The sequence below is a fragment of the Pantoea phytostimulans genome, from assembly GCF_046118715.1.
Lineage (GTDB): Bacteria > Pseudomonadota > Gammaproteobacteria > Enterobacterales > Enterobacteriaceae > Pantoea > Pantoea phytostimulans.
The window spans coordinates 352,881-366,907 of record NZ_CP173699.1 but is presented as its reverse complement, the minus strand read 5'-3'; the positions used below and the strand labels follow the sequence as shown (position 1 = coordinate 366,907).

Here is a 14,027-nt window from a genome sequence, read left to right as displayed (position 1 = left end):
AAATCATTTGGTTCAGTACCGTCCATGAATGCGATATTCATACACATTCCCGCATTAGGGTTAACCTTATGATCACCTGTGTGGAACTCTGGTGCAATTTCTGTTGGGTGATACATATAGCTATTCATTAATGGTTGAACACCCGCAAGTGCCAAGCTTCCATTTAGTAATGCTTCTGTGGGATTGTGCGTAAGTAGTTTTTGAGCTGGCTGAAGTACTCACTAAGGCTGGCCTCAAGGTATTCAACATCAATTACTTGCCCAAGCTGGCGATCAAGTTCTAATTCTGCCTGACTCGCTTCTGCCTGTAGTTTGCGTAGCTTCTCGCGATCCATCTGTTCGCGTAGATCGGTATCTCGTAGTGGTTTTAGTACTTTCTGTACTATCCAGGTTCATATCTTTTCTTCTGTCCAAGACATATCAAGCCCTTTCAGTATCCATGATTGCCGGATAGTACTTTCATCGTATCCGTACTGGTTTGCTATCGCTCTTATGTTTATCATTTTCACCACCTCTCATAGTTTAAAGTATTTATTTTTCCTGCCGATAACGCTATCAACTATCAGTTAATCTTCTGGATGTAACAATGACACTAAAAGCCGATGCCATTACAGTTAGAGGCATAATGGATCAATTCGTAAAAGATGAGACGGTAAAAAAGAAGTTGCGTTTTATTTGTGAAAAGGAAAGAAATGATTGGGAAAAATGGTTACAGTTAGAACTTGAATATTTCATGTGTAACTTAGACGGTATAGAAGTTGATAGAGAAATAGAAGCATTCCCTGATAATAGAATGCTTAAGGATCGCTATAAGATGTATATTGATTTGGCTTTTCGCAAGAAAAGAACCAGACAAAACTCATTTATTTTTTTAGAATTAAAATGTACTAACAGTGTTCCGTATTTAATAAGAGGCTTTGAAAGAGATATTACCAAAATAAATGCTCTCAAAGCCTGCATTTATGAGCAAAGATCCTTTTGGTGTGTAGGCTTTCATAGAAACTGTACTGAACGAAGTGTTTCGCAAATCAATGATTACGTCAAAAAATGGGATTATGGATACCATGAAGTAATCAAACTCTGTGATTGCTCAGATGATGTTGATTGTGGCTGTGAAGATAACAAGCTAGGTTTTGCGGTCATCTAAGGTTGTGCGGTGCGGGTACGTTCAAAAACATCACACACAAATTATAAAGCCCGCTGCGAAACTCCTCGATTGATGTGGTGCCTATGAGGAACCATGAAATTATTTCATTTTGATAACGTAAGTTTTTAGTTAAGATAAATCCTAATTTCGTTTGCAAAATGATTTTCCTATGATTAGGCGTTTGGTACTTTTGGCATGTTCCTATCGCCCTGATGGGCGTTGCGTAGCTGGCATTGAGTTAGTTGACAATGTATGTAGCGGATGGGTTAGGCCCGTATGTTCCTCTGGTCAAGGACAAGTACACGACTCTGATCGCATTTGTGATAATAGTAAGACAGCAGTTAAGCTATCAATAGTAGAGATTGAATTGGGTGAAAATCAAAATCATCCCATGCAACGAGAGAATATCTTTTTTAATCATGGGATTAAATGGAAGTACATATCACCATATCCTAAATCGCATGAATACTTAGCCCCTTTCTTAGAAACGCCTGCTTCTTTGTGGGAAAATGGTACGCATAGTACTGAAGGATTAAATGATAAAGTACCAGTCAATACTGTCCGACACGCTAGGCAGTCACTTTATTTTATTCGACCTACGCGACTTTTTATCCATATAGCAACCGAAGGTGAGGCTTTTGGTAATCCTCGTAGGAAAGTAAGAGCACGTTTCTTTTATAATAGTGTTGAATACATATTTTCACTTACTGATGCTGGTATTCTTGAAGAGTTTAAAGATCATGAAAATGGTGAATATGAAATCCTCAATGCATACATGACTGTCAGTTTAGCGGGTGAATACTTACAACATTATTGGAAAATTGCAGCAGCTATCATAAGGGTCGATTAATGAAAGTATTTTCAATTGGCTTCACTGAAAAACCTGCTGAAAAGTTTTTTAACTTAATAAAATCGCAGCCAGACCTGAGAACTTTAGTTGATGTGAGGCTTAATAATGTCTCTCAGCTTGCTGGCTTCGCAAAGAAGAATGATCTGAAGTACTTCTTAAAGGAACTATGCAATGTAGATTATGTTCATATGCCTGACCTCGCCCCAACTAAGGAAATGCTAGACCCCTATAAAAAAGGCAATGTTTCATGGGAAGTTTATGAAGGTAACTTCTTGAACTTGATGGCAAAAAGAAACATTGAACGTATTGACAAATTAGTCATTGAAGATAGCTGCTTGCTATGTAGTGAACACAAACCCCATCACTGTCATCGTCGTCTTGTGATAGAGTACTTGAACAGCCATTGGGATACTGATTTTGAGGTTAAGCACTTGATATGATGAAAGTACTGATAATGTATCATCTTGACTTTGCATCAAGGGGAAAGTTTGAGCGTAAACTTTCTCGCATTTTCTCTAAGTCAAATGACTATCAAGTATTTTATTTTGAAGACCATCATAATCTGATCAGTCAGTTTTTTACTGCTGATGTGTTGAACAAGCTTGCTCCTGAAGTTTTAGCTGACCCTTTCTCTGTTGACTTAACTCATGCTGTCATCTTTGATTCTGCATTAAAACCTGAATTTATTGTTCCTCACGAAGTCCTATCTGAAAAGATACCAGTTCGATATATCAAAGACAAAATCACTTACGTATCAAACAAAGATAGAGGTGAGCATTTCGACACATATTGCGGTAGAGGTACTCTTTGGGGCAATCCCTACGCTATAGGTGCTGATGGTGATCGTGATGAAGTAATAAGAAAGTTCAAGTATGACTTTGACCGCGATTATCTTAAAGGTGGCATAGAGTTTAAAGAAAAGCTGAAGGCATTAAGAGGCCATATTTTAGGATGTCATTGCAAACCTTATGCTTGTCATAGCGATGTACTGGCACAGTATCTAAATGAAATCGATGATGGTGAATAACTCACAATCTTTTTAAGACCCATCTGTAATCTGAATCGTACTATTCACCCCTTCCAAGAACTCATGACTGATCTGAGTACTACCACCCTTCCGCACACGCTCTACATGTTCACTGTAAGGGTGAAGGTCTGCAATTCGAGCTTCATTGATCACACAACCAGTACTGGACTGTTCATCAAAGTACGCCTTGTTGTAATGGCATTGGCTTTGAAACTGTGGACGGTAATAATTAGCACCGTTACGTGTGCCTTCATCAAACATCACTACAGCCTGATTATCTACATAGCCAACATAGGCTTTGTCCATCCATGTATGGTGTGAGCTACAACCAGTGGTAAAGGCAAACAGTGCGGCGATTGATAGTTTTTTCATTTTTATTATTCCTACATTAATTATTCTATGTGCGACAGACGTACAGGTCTGTACCTGCCAGTGTTGAAACCAGGCACAATCAGGTTGTTTGTGTATTTGCTCATTTCGTTCAGTACTGCCGAAAAGATTACTTTGTCCCTATTCCCTTGAGTAAATCGCTCATCGAGTATCAAACCGTCAAAGCACCCTTCCATAACAGCAATCAGGTTTGTACGTGCACCGCTGCCAAGATTGCCAAGATTGCCAAGCCATACTGGCAAAGTTGATCGAGAAGCCGGTTCTTACGTCCATCAATCAGATTGGGAACTCCTTACTGATCATCAAGCGTATGAAGGGATATGTGTCGAGTAATTTGCTGATGTTCGTTTCATAGCTGAGTACTGAACCAATAACAAAACCTATAGGCAGTACCAGTAAGAGATTATGCCGCTCAATGTATCTGGCCTTACCTTCAATAGAATGCAAAAGACTTATGAACTGATCAGTATTCTCAATTTGACCCTGATATTGCAGCCTAATGATCTTGCCGTCTTCTGTGTGCAGTACTGTCAAAAAAGCATCCATTACTTGATATCCAAAATGAATTGGTGATCAGTAATTGATCGTTTTCGATATCTATAAAAGAGTCTATAGCACCAAATTATCAAGGTAACTTGTTGAAAATAATTATTTTATCTAATTTTAAGTAACACCTCTTGTTAGCCTTACTATCACTGTATATCCTTACAGTACTAATAATTTGGTGAGGTGCTCACTATGGGAAATAAAAACACGTTTAATCCCGCTCAAACTTCTGGGGTTCAATACTTCTGGACTAATGAACGAGTAACAGTGCTTCATCGAAATGGGGCTTATTTGCCGCATATTGAACCAAGTGAAGTACTGTTAATTGAGACAAAACCCGTCGATGGTCAACGTATGTTTTGGTTTGGAAGGGTTACTAAAACTGCCTATTGGTTTGTACTGGAAGAGCCAGTATCAATCTATGATGTTGATAGCTGGTACAGGCATCAGCAAGCGATGATCAATGCACATGACGGTAATCTTGATGAGTTCTGTGATATGCAGGGTCAATTGCCGTTTTGATAGATACGCCCTGAACCACGAAAAGTTTTGCAGAACAATTCTCGTAGTGACGGTTCAGGGCGAGAAAATCTATTTTAACATAACTAATCATATTTCAAAGTTGGGTTGCATTCTCCCGCCATAAATCGTCTCACCAGATACTCGTGATTAATATTGCTGAGTTTCTTATCTTTGATATCTATCACTGTAAAACTTTTCGAAAGGTTATTATGACATTTTAGCGTTAGAAATCCGTCCTTGAATTCTGATATTATCACGTTGCCCTCATTATCTTCCATAACACTCAAAAGCGGCCCAAAATAATTACCAGTAAAAAAGGAAATCGCAACCAATCCTAAAAGAGAACCGATAGCCGCACCTTTCTTCTGACTTGTGGCTATTTCTTTATTTAGTAACGTTTTGTTGAAATGACATAATGCAAATACCACAACAAAAAGTGATAAAGAAACAACCATGGATTTAAAGTTAAACTCTCCCCTTGCAAAATAGTCCATCACTTGCACAAAAACATAGCTAAACGTTGAAAAAACTAAAGAATCCCAAAAAGTACTTTTTGATGCTATAAAAAACCACATAATACCGGCGAAAAACAACAGGAAAATCGACACTCTCATAAGAGTAAAAATCAAAGTACTAAAATCAACTTGAATTAATGATATTGGATATCCGTAAAAATATGACTCTCCCGCCTTATATGAAAAGTATGTTATGTAAGATAAAAATGTTAAGACTGTGAGGAATGGTATTTTATTAATGAATCCATCCATACGGATTTCCTTCTAAAAGTGGTCAATATAGAATACTCATATCCCAAAAAAATCTCAACTAAGTCATTCCCACTTCAAACCATTATCACGGCATTCATGATCGTACTTCTCTCAGAGTACTTCTATAGTTATCCGCTCTGGCGAACCATATTCAAGTTCCGCAAACTGTACTTCCTCACCATCGATGAAGTACCGAATTGTTCCATCAGTATTGGTAAGCCCAAAACGGCCTATTGTGAATTTATCGATTTTCATAGTGTTATTCCTCTGAATTTTATGGTATTTATCATGTTTTGGGTTAAGGGATAAGACCATGATTCTTAAGCTTTATGACGTCTTTGTTAAATTAGCAATAACAGTACTTTTAGTACTTTCATTGTGGCTTGTGATCGGTGCAGCATCCAAAAAAGATATAGGTAACTTATCGGATTGGGTTAGTGCTTCATGCAATATTATTATGGCTTATGCTGCGTATAGAGCATTTGTTTTTGCTAAAGATTATTTCACCGATGTAATTAAGAAAGATGGTTATGAACAGATAAAGATCCTTCAATTGGATCTAATTCCAAAATATAAATACAATCTTAATTTATCTTCTATTAACTTACTTGATATTGAAGTACCATCGTATATAGCAGGAGGCCCGGGAGTTTTTCAAGATGAAGATGAACAGAGCTACCTTCCACAGACTCTGCTAGTCGATCTAAATGATTTAGAAAAACGATTGAAAGAAAATCGTCGCTTAAAAAATGAAATAATTAGAACCATGACAAACATTGAAACTTATGGATGGGAGATTTTACCTCACAAAAAAAACAAATAATTAATGCGTTGAATATTGGAGATCGGCTATTTACAGATATACATAATATTGTAATTTACTTATCAGAGATCATGAGTAGAGAGCGTCCTGATTTTAGCCCCAGAATTGATAATGATTTTATAAATTTTCACGATCCAGTCAAACCATCTTCCCCACCATGCTATCAAGATATTGAATTTTTGGTTAAAAAATTAGTGTCCTTTCAAAGAAAACTATATAATCCACAAGAGAGTACTACATACGATCAAACTATCGATGCGGTTAATTTATACTTGAGCTCCGGTCAACATTTAAAGAATTACTTTAGATATAAAAATAATTAAAAATCCCAATCTCAGCATAAAGGTTAAAGACATGAGTAGAACAGACTTCTCATTTTATAAATATGGTTCCATTGATATTGCAAAGAGAATATTAACGGGAGGTACAGTCTATTATAACAACCCCCTTAATTTTAATGACCCATTTGACTGTAATCCAGTTTACACCCCAGAGCAACTTATAAAAGATGTACAAGCATCTTTTAAACAATATGGTAATCAGGATATTGATTCAGACCATGCAAGCAGAAGTATTAATATGGTTCCTATTCTACAGCAAGGTTTACTTAGAGAAATGGCTTGCTCAAATTTAGGCGTAACGTGTTTTAGTTTAGATCCCTTCAATCCACCCATGTGGTATCACTATGCCTCTCAACATATGGGTGTTGTTATAGAGTTCAAACCTACAGATGATCTTCCTATTGAAACGCACACCAACAATGAATACAAAAAGATTCATCCGCGTAAAGTTGAATACTATCATGAAGGGGATATGCCAAGAGTAGATGGAGCAGTACAATCATATGACATACTATTCCACAAGACTAAACACTGGGAATACGAACAAGAAGTAAGAGATGTTCAAGGAAAAGATGGTGTCGTTAAATTTGATAGAATCCAAATAGGTAAAGTGTATGGAGGTATACAAATCTCATCTGAGAATCGCGAAGAGTTGAAAGAAATAATCAACTGTATGAATAATGATACAGGAGGTTCTGCTGAATATGTCCAACTAGGCATTGATTATGAAACTTATAAAATGATCATTTTGTAGCTCGAGTTGGCAATCGGCGGGTTCATGTTCTTACCGACTGGCGTATTGGACTGGTGCGGCGTGGCTCAACTCGTCGATTACTTGCAAATTACTTTGTGCCAGTTGTTCCTTATTAAGTACTAATGAGTGTCCGAGCAAAGCGAGCAACGAATACGGCGTTCTTTGAGGTAGTTTACTGCCGAGAAAACGCGAGTTCTGATCTAACCATTGAGTTTTGTAGAGACTAACGAGCAAAGCGAAGTTAGGCTCTCTGAGACTAAATTGTCAGTAAGTCAGATATACTTAAAGTTAATGGGTATGGGTTATATTATATTAAGTTACGCTAATGGTTTAATCGTACATTAACCGTCCAAAAAACCTATAAAACAGCTAGTTACAATAGTTAAAATAACGTATTGAATCACCATTAGCGTATTAGCACACTAAAAAATACGCTAATCAATAGCAATTAAATCAACAAGTTATAATTAGCGTATTCTCCCATTACGCTAATCATTTTCCTTTCTTCATTTCTGCGAGTAAGTCGATAAGTTCTTGCGTAGCTGTTCCTGCGTTGATTAACTCAACCATCATCAACTTCTGTTCTTCATTCATGTGATGTTTAGGCTTTAACTTAGCAGTGAATGACATTGGTGTACCGCTCGCTATGAGTTCCTGAAACCCCGTAGACACCTCTAAAGCTATGCGTTTGTACTTTTCGATAGAAGATCTACTTGATGGTGTATTGCTCTCCAGACCTCCCCTCGCAACGTACAAGCACCGCCGGGTTTCCTCTAAACTGATTTCATCACTGTTACGCACAATCGCGTATACGTCCGATTCATCTACTCTGTTTTTGCCAAGATATGTAGCATTCTGAATTAAATTGCGTAGCACTGTTTTTGCTTCGTCTGATAGAGCACCCACTGTTGATAGGTTGCGTAATGCTGCCTGTACTGCTGTGTTGTCGTGAGTCCGTTCCTTATTTACCATGATAAATACCCTTGAAGATTATAGTTATAGTTTTCATATGTAATTTCCTTATAGTTAAAGCCCGGTACCGTGACATTTACCGGGCTTTTTTTATTAGTTGTTATGCCCCCATTTGCTATGCGAGTACTGAATAAGTACGCGGTCTGATTCGCTTAGGTATGAGTTAAACCATTTACTGTATGTCTTACCATATAAAATATTGATAATACTACAGCGACTGACACCTACAATTTTTGATATGGCATTCTTCGAATAATCGCCTGATTTGAAGTACTCAATTATTTCAACCCATTCTGAATAAGTTAAATGTTTACGGTACTCTGTAGGCTTATCTTTGTTCGCTCTGTTCTCTTCTTTAGTTACCCATCTTAGGTTACTTGAATGGTTATTCAATTCATCACGGTCAATGTGATCAACCTGGTGATCAGTACTGGGTTTCTGTCCGTGGTACGTTACACATACTATTTCATGTATGTGGTATGCTTTCCCACGAATGTTAACCGCATAGTATCCACCACTTCGAATTGTAGCTGTTAGTACGCGTCCTGTTTTAGCGTTGCGTACCTGACCTAATTGATTGACTTGATAACCCTCACAACCTTGTAGGGTAATATTTTGATAGTTTTGTTCCATTTCGTAATTCCATTTACTTGTATTGGCTTCCTGCCTGTTCTAATCATTCTCTAAGGTGGAATGATCAAGCCCCTTTTATCATTGCTGCGTTAATCAAGTACTGTAGAGCTTGTGCCGTACTTGTGGCTTTCCCATCTGCTATTAGCTTCTGTAAGAAATCGTGCTGCGTGTCGGTGAACCGTACTGTCGCAACGTTATTTTTCTTTTCCTTTTTCATTTGTAATAATTTCCGTAAAAATCCAATAAGAGAAAAACCCCTAAAGATTTAGGGGTTAAAAAGATTGGAGGTTATAATTTTGTCACGTTTAGGCAGTGACCAACCTTTGTATATATTATATTATACCATGTTATTATTTATCGTTTCACAAATCTAACTGGTACTTTATTTATCATCTTCCTCACTATCATCTGAGTTCAGACAGCCTAAACGCTTTAGTATTTTCGCTACTATAACTAACACTACGAAGGTGCTAAAGATAGTAAAGAAGGTAATAGGCCACTTAATCATTAGGTAAAATGCCATTATTAGAAATAATGCTGTAATTAGATAGTCGAACATAGTTAACACCTCTCTTTATATAGTTATTTACTTTTTATTTAATAAAAGAGGAAGTTATTGATTCGCAAATGATTGTGTATAGTCGAAGATGTTAGACACCTTGAAACTTACTTCATCTCCTATATCTAGGTCAATCATTGAGAGATAGCTATTAACTGTACCTTTGAATTCTTCCCCCCTAACCTTAGTGATAATCACCCAAAGTTTTCCCTGATCAGTACTAATTTCTACTGAGTCACCGGGTTGAAGTTCTGATAATTCTTCATAATAACTTTCAAAATCTTCAGGATGAATCAAAGCTATAGGGTTGGCATTAATAAATTGGTTTGTCATTTTCATTTCCTGTTGGTCTTAATTAAAATTTAACTCATCTCATTTTCGCGTCTCCGTTCGTTGCGGTGAAAACATCCTACAGGCTCGAATAAGCCTAGATCAAGAAAAGTTGCAACTATTTTCAGAATATCAAAATTAAAATAAGTCGATATTTCTTTCAACAGTTCAGACTTTATCTAAAAGGTAATAAGTACTGGAAATGATTTATCAAAAAGCTACTATCTAAAAGTGCAATTAGTCTCTTTTACTGCTAAAAAAGACTTATTAGAAATCACCTTAACTCGAATATCCTTTGTAAAAAACTAATGAGAGCTTGGTTTTCTGAAGCGTACTCCACTCTTTTATCTTTGCTCAAAATCAATAAGCGAAGCAGACAAACCAATATAAATGATATTCATTATCATGTGTGATTTGGTTGCTATGACCGTGGTGATTGGTCGCTCGCATAATCCGTGGAAAGAGTGCAACACCCGACGAATGGCGGAAGACAATATCAAGCTAGCGCGTCGCAGCAGCGGCGGGGGCGCGGTGTTTCACGATTTGGGTAACTGCTGTTTTACTTTTATGGCGGGCAAGCCGGAGTACGATAAAAGCGTTTCTACCGCCATCATTTTACGTGCTTTGACAACGCTGGGTGTGCCTGCGGAAGCCTCTGGTCGTAACGATTTAGTGGTTAACACACTGGATGGGATGCGTAAAATTTCAGGTTCTGCCTATCGTGAAACCCCCGATCGCGGTTTTCACCATGGCACAATTTTGATGAATGCCGATCTTTCGCGCCTGGCGGATTACCTTAATCCTGATATCAAAAAATTACAGGCCAAAGGCATCACTTCTGTACGCTCTCGCGTAGCGAACCTTGAGGAGTTGGCGCCCGGCATCAGTTATGAACAGATCTGTTCCTCCATCATTGATGCCTATTTTGAACATTTTGGTGAGCAATGCGCACCCGAATATATTTCACCCGATGCATTGCCTGACTTGCCTGGTTTTGAACAGCAGTTCGCCAAACAAAGCAGCTGGGAATGGAATTTTGGCAACGCCCCGAACTTTTCTCATTTGTTAGATACGCGTTTTAGCTGGGGCGGCGTGGAAATTCACTTTGATGTGGAACGTGGGGTTGTCAGTCGGTGCCAGATATTTTCCGATAGCCTCAATCCTACGCCGCTTGAAACGCTGGCGGTGCGGCTACAAGGCGTGATGTATCGTCGAGACGCTTTATCCGAACAGATGCTGCAATTAAAAGCTGAGTTTCCAGAACAACACAATGAACTTGATCAGCTGGAAGCGTGGCTAATTGAAAGTGTGAGTTAAAACCTTACTCTTCACTGTTAGTATGTTTAAAAACAATAATATGCAGTGTTTTTGGAACGCAATGCTATGCGATTTATCAAAGGATTCTAAAAAATAGCTTCCCTTATAAACATAAAAAACCGGCCCTGAGGCCGGTTGTCTGTTTAACGCAGAATCCACTTTTGCAGGATGTAGATATAAAAAAGCCCTGTCCTATTGGACAGGGCCTGATACAAAAGATGACTTAAACAGAGACACCGTGCTGTGATGCCAGTGCTGACAAGCCACCCGCAAAACCTTGACCAACCGCTTTAAATTTCCACTCACCGTTGTGGCGATAGAGTTCGCCAAACACCATTGCCGTTTCAGTGCTGGCGTCTTCAGAGAGGTCATAACGCGCGATTTCGGCGTTGTTGTCTTCGTTAACAATGCGGATATAGGCATTGGAAACCATACCGAAGTTCTGCTTACGCGTTTCTGCATCATAAATAGTGACGGCAAAAACCGCTTTCTTCACTTCTGCAGGGACGTTGTTCAGTGCAATTTTAACCTGCTCATCATCGCCTTCGCCTTCACCGGTGCGGTTGTCGCCTTGGTGCGCAACTGAGCCATCTGGGCTGGTCGCGTTGTTGAAGAACACGAAGTGTTGATCGGACAGTACTTTACCGTCATCACCGACCAGAAATACTGATGCATCGAGGTCGAATGCCTGTCCGTCAGTCACACGAGCATCCCAGCCAAGACCCGCGATCGCTTTGGTCATGGTTGGGGCTTCTTTGGACAGGTTAACGTTACCGCCTTTCGAGAGATTCACTGCCATTGTGTTATTCCTCTTTGCTTTTCACTTAGGCCCGGAGTCACTCTCCGGGCAGGATTTAACTGCTTAAAACACCCTAATGTTAGGATGCGTTAATACCATATTGAGCACAGACAGAAGCCAGACCACCGGCATAACCTTGGCCTACCGCGCGGAACTTCCAGTCACCGTTGTGGCGGTAAAGCTCACCAAACAGCATTGCGGTTTCGGTGCTCGCATCTTCAGACAGGTCATAGCGTGCGGCTTCAACGTTGGTGTCGTTATTGACCAAACGGATGAAGGCGTTAGCAACCTGACCAAAAGATTGACGGCGCGTGGTGGCGTCATGGATGGTCACAACAAACACGACTTTGGTCACTTCAGCCGGGACTTTATTCAGTTCGATGATCAGTGATTCGTCATCGCCGTCGCCTTCACCGGTACGGTTGTCGCCGGTGTGGGTCACTGAGCCGTCAGAAGAACGTAAGTTGTTATAGAAAATGAAGTCCTGATCGCCGCGGACTTTGCCCGCATCAGTTAACAGGAATGCGGAAGCATCAAGGTCGAAATCCTGACCATCAGTGGAACGGGTATCCCAGCCGAGGCCGATTTTCACGTTTTTCAGTGAAGGATCGACTTTTGCCAGAGAGACGTTTCCGCCTTTAGAGAGAGTCACTGCCATGTTGTTTTCCTCATCAATTCATTGTGCATACTGCGTATGCTTCTGTTAGAGGCGCGACTTACTCGCGCCCTTCTTCTTTCTCTTCTTCTTTTCCTGGGAAAAGCAGACTTGCAATGATACCCAACGCCAGTACGCCCATGACGACATACAGACTGGCGGTTGCGCCGATCGAATAGCCGTGATGGAAGAAGTGTTCTGTTGCATTCAAGCCCAGTTTCACTGCAATAAAGAACAGCAGAACAATAACGGCTTTTTCCAAATGCACCAGATACTGCTTCAGGCCTTCAAGCACGAAGTACAGGGTACGAAGCCCCAGAATGGCGAACATCATCGCACTGTAAACAATCAATGGCTCACGGCTTACCGCGATCACCGCCGGTACCGAGTCGAAAGCAAACATAACATCTGAAAGTTCAACGACAGCCAGACACAACAGCATTGGTGTTGCATAGCGGGCTGCTTTGGCCACACGACCTATTTGAACATCTGCGTTCTCAGGTTTTGCCAGCTCTTCATCCACTTCCTTCTGGCTTATGACAAACGCATTGCCTTTGAGTTTCGGCCAGATAGGATAAAAACGTTTCACCATACGGTAGGCGAGGTGCTGAGAGTAATCTTCGATCTCATCATCGTTACCGCCACCTTTAAGCATCATTACTGCTGTCCAGCCTACAATGATGGCAAACACAACTTCCACCCACGGGCCTAACGCCAGCAGACCGGTACCGATGGCAACGAACACGCCACGGAAGACGATTGCACCGATGATGCCCCAATAAAGCACGCGATGGCGGTAGCGATCGGGGATAGCAAACCAGGAGAAGATAGCCATCATCACGAACAGGTTATCAACGGACAGCACCTTCTCAAGGGCGTAACCGGTAACAAACAGGCTAGCGACTTCGGGGCCGTGATGAATGTACAGGAAGCCCGCAAAGGCCAGCGCCATAAATATCCAGAAAACAGACCATGCGGCCGCGCTTTTCAATGAGATTGGCTTGTCATGACGGTGCATGAACAGGTCAATAAAAATGGCACCGACAGACAACAGCAGGAATACTGCTACCGTCTCAATCGGAAAGCCAATGTGGGTGGATTGCATGCATTTAACTCCAGGGATTGAAAATCAGTAACCGTTACAGACCAAATTCGCTGGTCTTGAAGCCCAGGGCTTCAATGATTTCGCGCGCGTTGGTTTTTTCGGTTTCATCAAAGTCGCCATCGCTTTTAGCCACAGCAATGCCCACGCGGACAGCAAGTTGCGCCTGCTCGGGCTTGTTTTTTAACGCAAGGATGTACTTCATGGTTTCGCCTTTGCCAATTTCGATATCGAAACTGAAAGAGGTAACCAGCTTGTTGAAAAAGTCGATGACTTCCGTGGTATCGAAGATGCTCAGCTCTGGCGACTCACGCAGGAAACCGATCATTTTCTGTTTTTCTTCCGGGCTGACGCCGTCGCTTGCTATCGCAATTCGGGCACATACGGCTACCGTACCTTCAAGGAAAGCGCGGTTCTTATAGCGGCCAACCTGCTTGGTCAGTTCGGCGCGGCCAGAGTTAAAACTCTCTTTCAGCTTGTTGAAAAAGCTCATT

General features: G+C 40.4%; 17 protein-coding genes and 1 pseudogene. 8 read left to right on the top strand and 10 right to left on the bottom strand.

Going from position 1 to position 14,027, the window contains the following annotated elements:
- Window positions 1–585 precede the first annotated feature (585 nt).
- The 4 genes from ACF2G4_RS20245 to ACF2G4_RS20230 all read left to right on the top strand — a co-directional run bounded on the left by ACF2G4_RS20245 (window position 586) and on the right by ACF2G4_RS20230 (window position 3,023).
- Complete coding sequence (locus ACF2G4_RS20245) at window positions 586–1,146, top strand: hypothetical protein (protein WP_409076065.1); 561 nt, start codon at window positions 586–588, stop codon at window positions 1,144–1,146.
- 169 nt (window positions 1,147–1,315) lie between these two features.
- The gene (locus tag ACF2G4_RS20240; RefSeq protein WP_409076064.1) at window positions 1,316–1,996 is read left to right on the top strand and encodes a dual OB domain-containing protein; all 681 of its coding nucleotides are present in this window, start codon (window positions 1,316–1,318) and stop codon (window positions 1,994–1,996) included.
- On the top strand, window positions 1,996–2,436 hold the full coding sequence (locus tag ACF2G4_RS20235; protein WP_409076063.1) for a DUF488 family protein: 441 nt from the start codon (window positions 1,996–1,998) through the stop codon (window positions 2,434–2,436). The genes ACF2G4_RS20240 and ACF2G4_RS20235 overlap by 1 nt, the downstream gene beginning before the upstream one ends.
- Window positions 2,433–3,023, top strand: a complete 591-nt coding sequence (locus tag ACF2G4_RS20230; protein ID WP_409076062.1) for a DUF4326 domain-containing protein — start codon at window positions 2,433–2,435, stop codon at window positions 3,021–3,023. Before ACF2G4_RS20235 ends, ACF2G4_RS20230 begins: the two co-directional genes overlap by 4 nt.
- 12 nt (window positions 3,024–3,035) lie before the next feature.
- On the opposite strand, the gene ACF2G4_RS20225 is transcribed toward ACF2G4_RS20230, so the two are convergent.
- Complete coding sequence (locus tag ACF2G4_RS20225; RefSeq protein ID WP_409076061.1) at window positions 3,036–3,395, bottom strand: hypothetical protein; 360 nt, start codon at window positions 3,393–3,395, stop codon at window positions 3,036–3,038.
- Window positions 3,396–4,151: 756 nt separating this feature from the next.
- Between ACF2G4_RS20225 and ACF2G4_RS20220 the strand changes: the two genes are divergently transcribed.
- On the top strand, window positions 4,152–4,481 hold the full coding sequence (locus ACF2G4_RS20220) for a hypothetical protein (RefSeq protein WP_409076060.1): 330 nt from the start codon (window positions 4,152–4,154) through the stop codon (window positions 4,479–4,481).
- Window positions 4,482–4,564: 83 nt separating this feature from the next.
- On the opposite strand, the gene ACF2G4_RS20215 is transcribed toward ACF2G4_RS20220, so the two are convergent.
- Both ACF2G4_RS20215 and ACF2G4_RS20210 read right to left on the bottom strand, forming a co-directional pair.
- Window positions 4,565–5,248, bottom strand: coding sequence for a hypothetical protein (locus ACF2G4_RS20215; protein WP_409076059.1), 684 nt, complete (start codon window positions 5,246–5,248; stop codon window positions 4,565–4,567).
- Window positions 5,249–5,359: 111 nt separating this feature from the next.
- Entirely contained in the window at window positions 5,360–5,503 is a 144-nt protein-coding gene (locus ACF2G4_RS20210) for a hypothetical protein (protein WP_409076058.1), read from the bottom strand.
- A 58-nt stretch (window positions 5,504–5,561) separates the two neighbouring features.
- On the opposite strand from ACF2G4_RS20210, the gene ACF2G4_RS20205 reads away from it, so the two are divergent.
- Window positions 5,562–6,071, top strand: a complete 510-nt coding sequence (locus tag ACF2G4_RS20205) for a hypothetical protein (RefSeq protein WP_409076057.1) — start codon at window positions 5,562–5,564, stop codon at window positions 6,069–6,071.
- 354 nt (window positions 6,072–6,425) lie between these two features.
- Window positions 6,426–7,166 carry a DUF2971 domain-containing protein gene (locus tag ACF2G4_RS20200; RefSeq protein WP_409076056.1) on the top strand — a complete coding sequence of 247 codons (741 nt, stop codon included), beginning with the start codon at window positions 6,426–6,428 and terminating at the stop codon, window positions 7,164–7,166.
- A gap of 492 nt (window positions 7,167–7,658) precedes the next feature.
- On the opposite strand, the gene ACF2G4_RS20195 is transcribed toward ACF2G4_RS20200, so the two are convergent.
- The 3 genes from ACF2G4_RS20195 to ACF2G4_RS20185 form a co-directional block, all read right to left on the bottom strand.
- A complete protein-coding gene (locus tag ACF2G4_RS20195; RefSeq protein WP_409076055.1) occupies window positions 7,659–8,138 on the bottom strand; it encodes a hypothetical protein in 480 nt (159 codons plus the stop codon).
- A gap of 93 nt (window positions 8,139–8,231) precedes the next feature.
- Complete coding sequence (locus ACF2G4_RS20190) at window positions 8,232–8,771, bottom strand: HNH endonuclease signature motif containing protein (RefSeq protein ID WP_409076054.1); 540 nt, start codon at window positions 8,769–8,771, stop codon at window positions 8,232–8,234.
- A 613-nt stretch (window positions 8,772–9,384) separates the two neighbouring features.
- A complete protein-coding gene (locus ACF2G4_RS20185) occupies window positions 9,385–9,663 on the bottom strand; it encodes a hypothetical protein (protein ID WP_409076053.1) in 279 nt (92 codons plus the stop codon).
- Between the two features lie 417 nt (window positions 9,664–10,080).
- Between ACF2G4_RS20185 and ACF2G4_RS20180 the strand changes: the two are divergent.
- Window positions 10,081–10,977, top strand: a pseudogene (locus tag ACF2G4_RS20180) (lipoate--protein ligase); the annotation flags it as partial.
- Window positions 10,978–11,200: 223 nt separating this feature from the next.
- Here the strand turns inward: ACF2G4_RS20180 and ACF2G4_RS20175 are convergent.
- The 4 genes from ACF2G4_RS20175 to ACF2G4_RS20160 all read right to left on the bottom strand — a co-directional run bounded on the left by ACF2G4_RS20175 (window position 11,201) and on the right by ACF2G4_RS20160 (window position 14,026).
- Window positions 11,201–11,776, bottom strand: a complete 576-nt coding sequence (locus ACF2G4_RS20175) for a TerD family protein (protein WP_215848669.1) — start codon at window positions 11,774–11,776, stop codon at window positions 11,201–11,203.
- Window positions 11,777–11,855: 79 nt separating this feature from the next.
- A complete protein-coding gene (locus tag ACF2G4_RS20170) occupies window positions 11,856–12,434 on the bottom strand; it encodes a TerD family protein (protein WP_215848668.1) in 579 nt (192 codons plus the stop codon).
- Window positions 12,435–12,492: 58 nt separating this feature from the next.
- Entirely contained in the window at window positions 12,493–13,536 is a 1,044-nt protein-coding gene (locus ACF2G4_RS20165) for a TerC/Alx family metal homeostasis membrane protein (RefSeq protein WP_215848667.1), read from the bottom strand.
- A gap of 34 nt (window positions 13,537–13,570) precedes the next feature.
- Entirely contained in the window at window positions 13,571–14,026 is a 456-nt protein-coding gene (locus tag ACF2G4_RS20160; RefSeq protein ID WP_243079159.1) for a tellurite resistance TerB family protein, read from the bottom strand.
- Window position 14,027: the final 1 nt, after the last annotated feature.

What these genes read in the sequence shown, in the direction of transcription:
- ACF2G4_RS20175 (WP_215848669.1), bottom strand. Translation starts at nt 11,776, where the DNA reads ATGGCAGTGAATCTCTCGAAAGGCGGTAACGTTAACCTGTCCAAAGAA.
- ACF2G4_RS20170 (WP_215848668.1), bottom strand. Translation starts at nt 12,434, where the DNA reads ATGGCAGTGACTCTCTCTAAAGGCGGAAACGTCTCTCTGGCAAAAGTC.
- ACF2G4_RS20225 (WP_409076061.1), bottom strand. Translation starts at nt 3,395, where the DNA reads ATGAAAAAACTATCAATCGCCGCACTGTTTGCCTTTACCACTGGTTGT.
- ACF2G4_RS20215 (WP_409076059.1), bottom strand. Translation starts at nt 5,248, where the DNA reads ATGGATGGATTCATTAATAAAATACCATTCCTCACAGTCTTAACATTT.
- ACF2G4_RS20210 (WP_409076058.1), bottom strand. Translation starts at nt 5,503, where the DNA reads ATGAAAATCGATAAATTCACAATAGGCCGTTTTGGGCTTACCAATACT.
- ACF2G4_RS20240 (WP_409076064.1), top strand. Translation starts at nt 1,316, where the DNA reads ATGATTAGGCGTTTGGTACTTTTGGCATGTTCCTATCGCCCTGATGGG.
- ACF2G4_RS20190 (WP_409076054.1), bottom strand. Translation starts at nt 8,771, where the DNA reads ATGGAACAAAACTATCAAAATATTACCCTACAAGGTTGTGAGGGTTAT.
- ACF2G4_RS20200 (WP_409076056.1), top strand. Translation starts at nt 6,426, where the DNA reads ATGAGTAGAACAGACTTCTCATTTTATAAATATGGTTCCATTGATATT.
- ACF2G4_RS20230 (WP_409076062.1), top strand. Translation starts at nt 2,433, where the DNA reads ATGATGAAAGTACTGATAATGTATCATCTTGACTTTGCATCAAGGGGA.
- ACF2G4_RS20160 (WP_243079159.1), bottom strand. Translation starts at nt 14,026, where the DNA reads ATGAGCTTTTTCAACAAGCTGAAAGAGAGTTTTAACTCTGGCCGCGCC.
- ACF2G4_RS20205 (WP_409076057.1), top strand. Translation starts at nt 5,562, where the DNA reads ATGATTCTTAAGCTTTATGACGTCTTTGTTAAATTAGCAATAACAGTA.
- ACF2G4_RS20165 (WP_215848667.1), bottom strand. Translation starts at nt 13,536, where the DNA reads ATGCAATCCACCCACATTGGCTTTCCGATTGAGACGGTAGCAGTATTC.
- ACF2G4_RS20235 (WP_409076063.1), top strand. Translation starts at nt 1,996, where the DNA reads ATGAAAGTATTTTCAATTGGCTTCACTGAAAAACCTGCTGAAAAGTTT.
- ACF2G4_RS20245 (WP_409076065.1), top strand. Translation starts at nt 586, where the DNA reads ATGACACTAAAAGCCGATGCCATTACAGTTAGAGGCATAATGGATCAA.
- ACF2G4_RS20185 (WP_409076053.1), bottom strand. Translation starts at nt 9,663, where the DNA reads ATGACAAACCAATTTATTAATGCCAACCCTATAGCTTTGATTCATCCT.
- ACF2G4_RS20220 (WP_409076060.1), top strand. Translation starts at nt 4,152, where the DNA reads ATGGGAAATAAAAACACGTTTAATCCCGCTCAAACTTCTGGGGTTCAA.
- ACF2G4_RS20195 (WP_409076055.1), bottom strand. Translation starts at nt 8,138, where the DNA reads ATGGTAAATAAGGAACGGACTCACGACAACACAGCAGTACAGGCAGCA.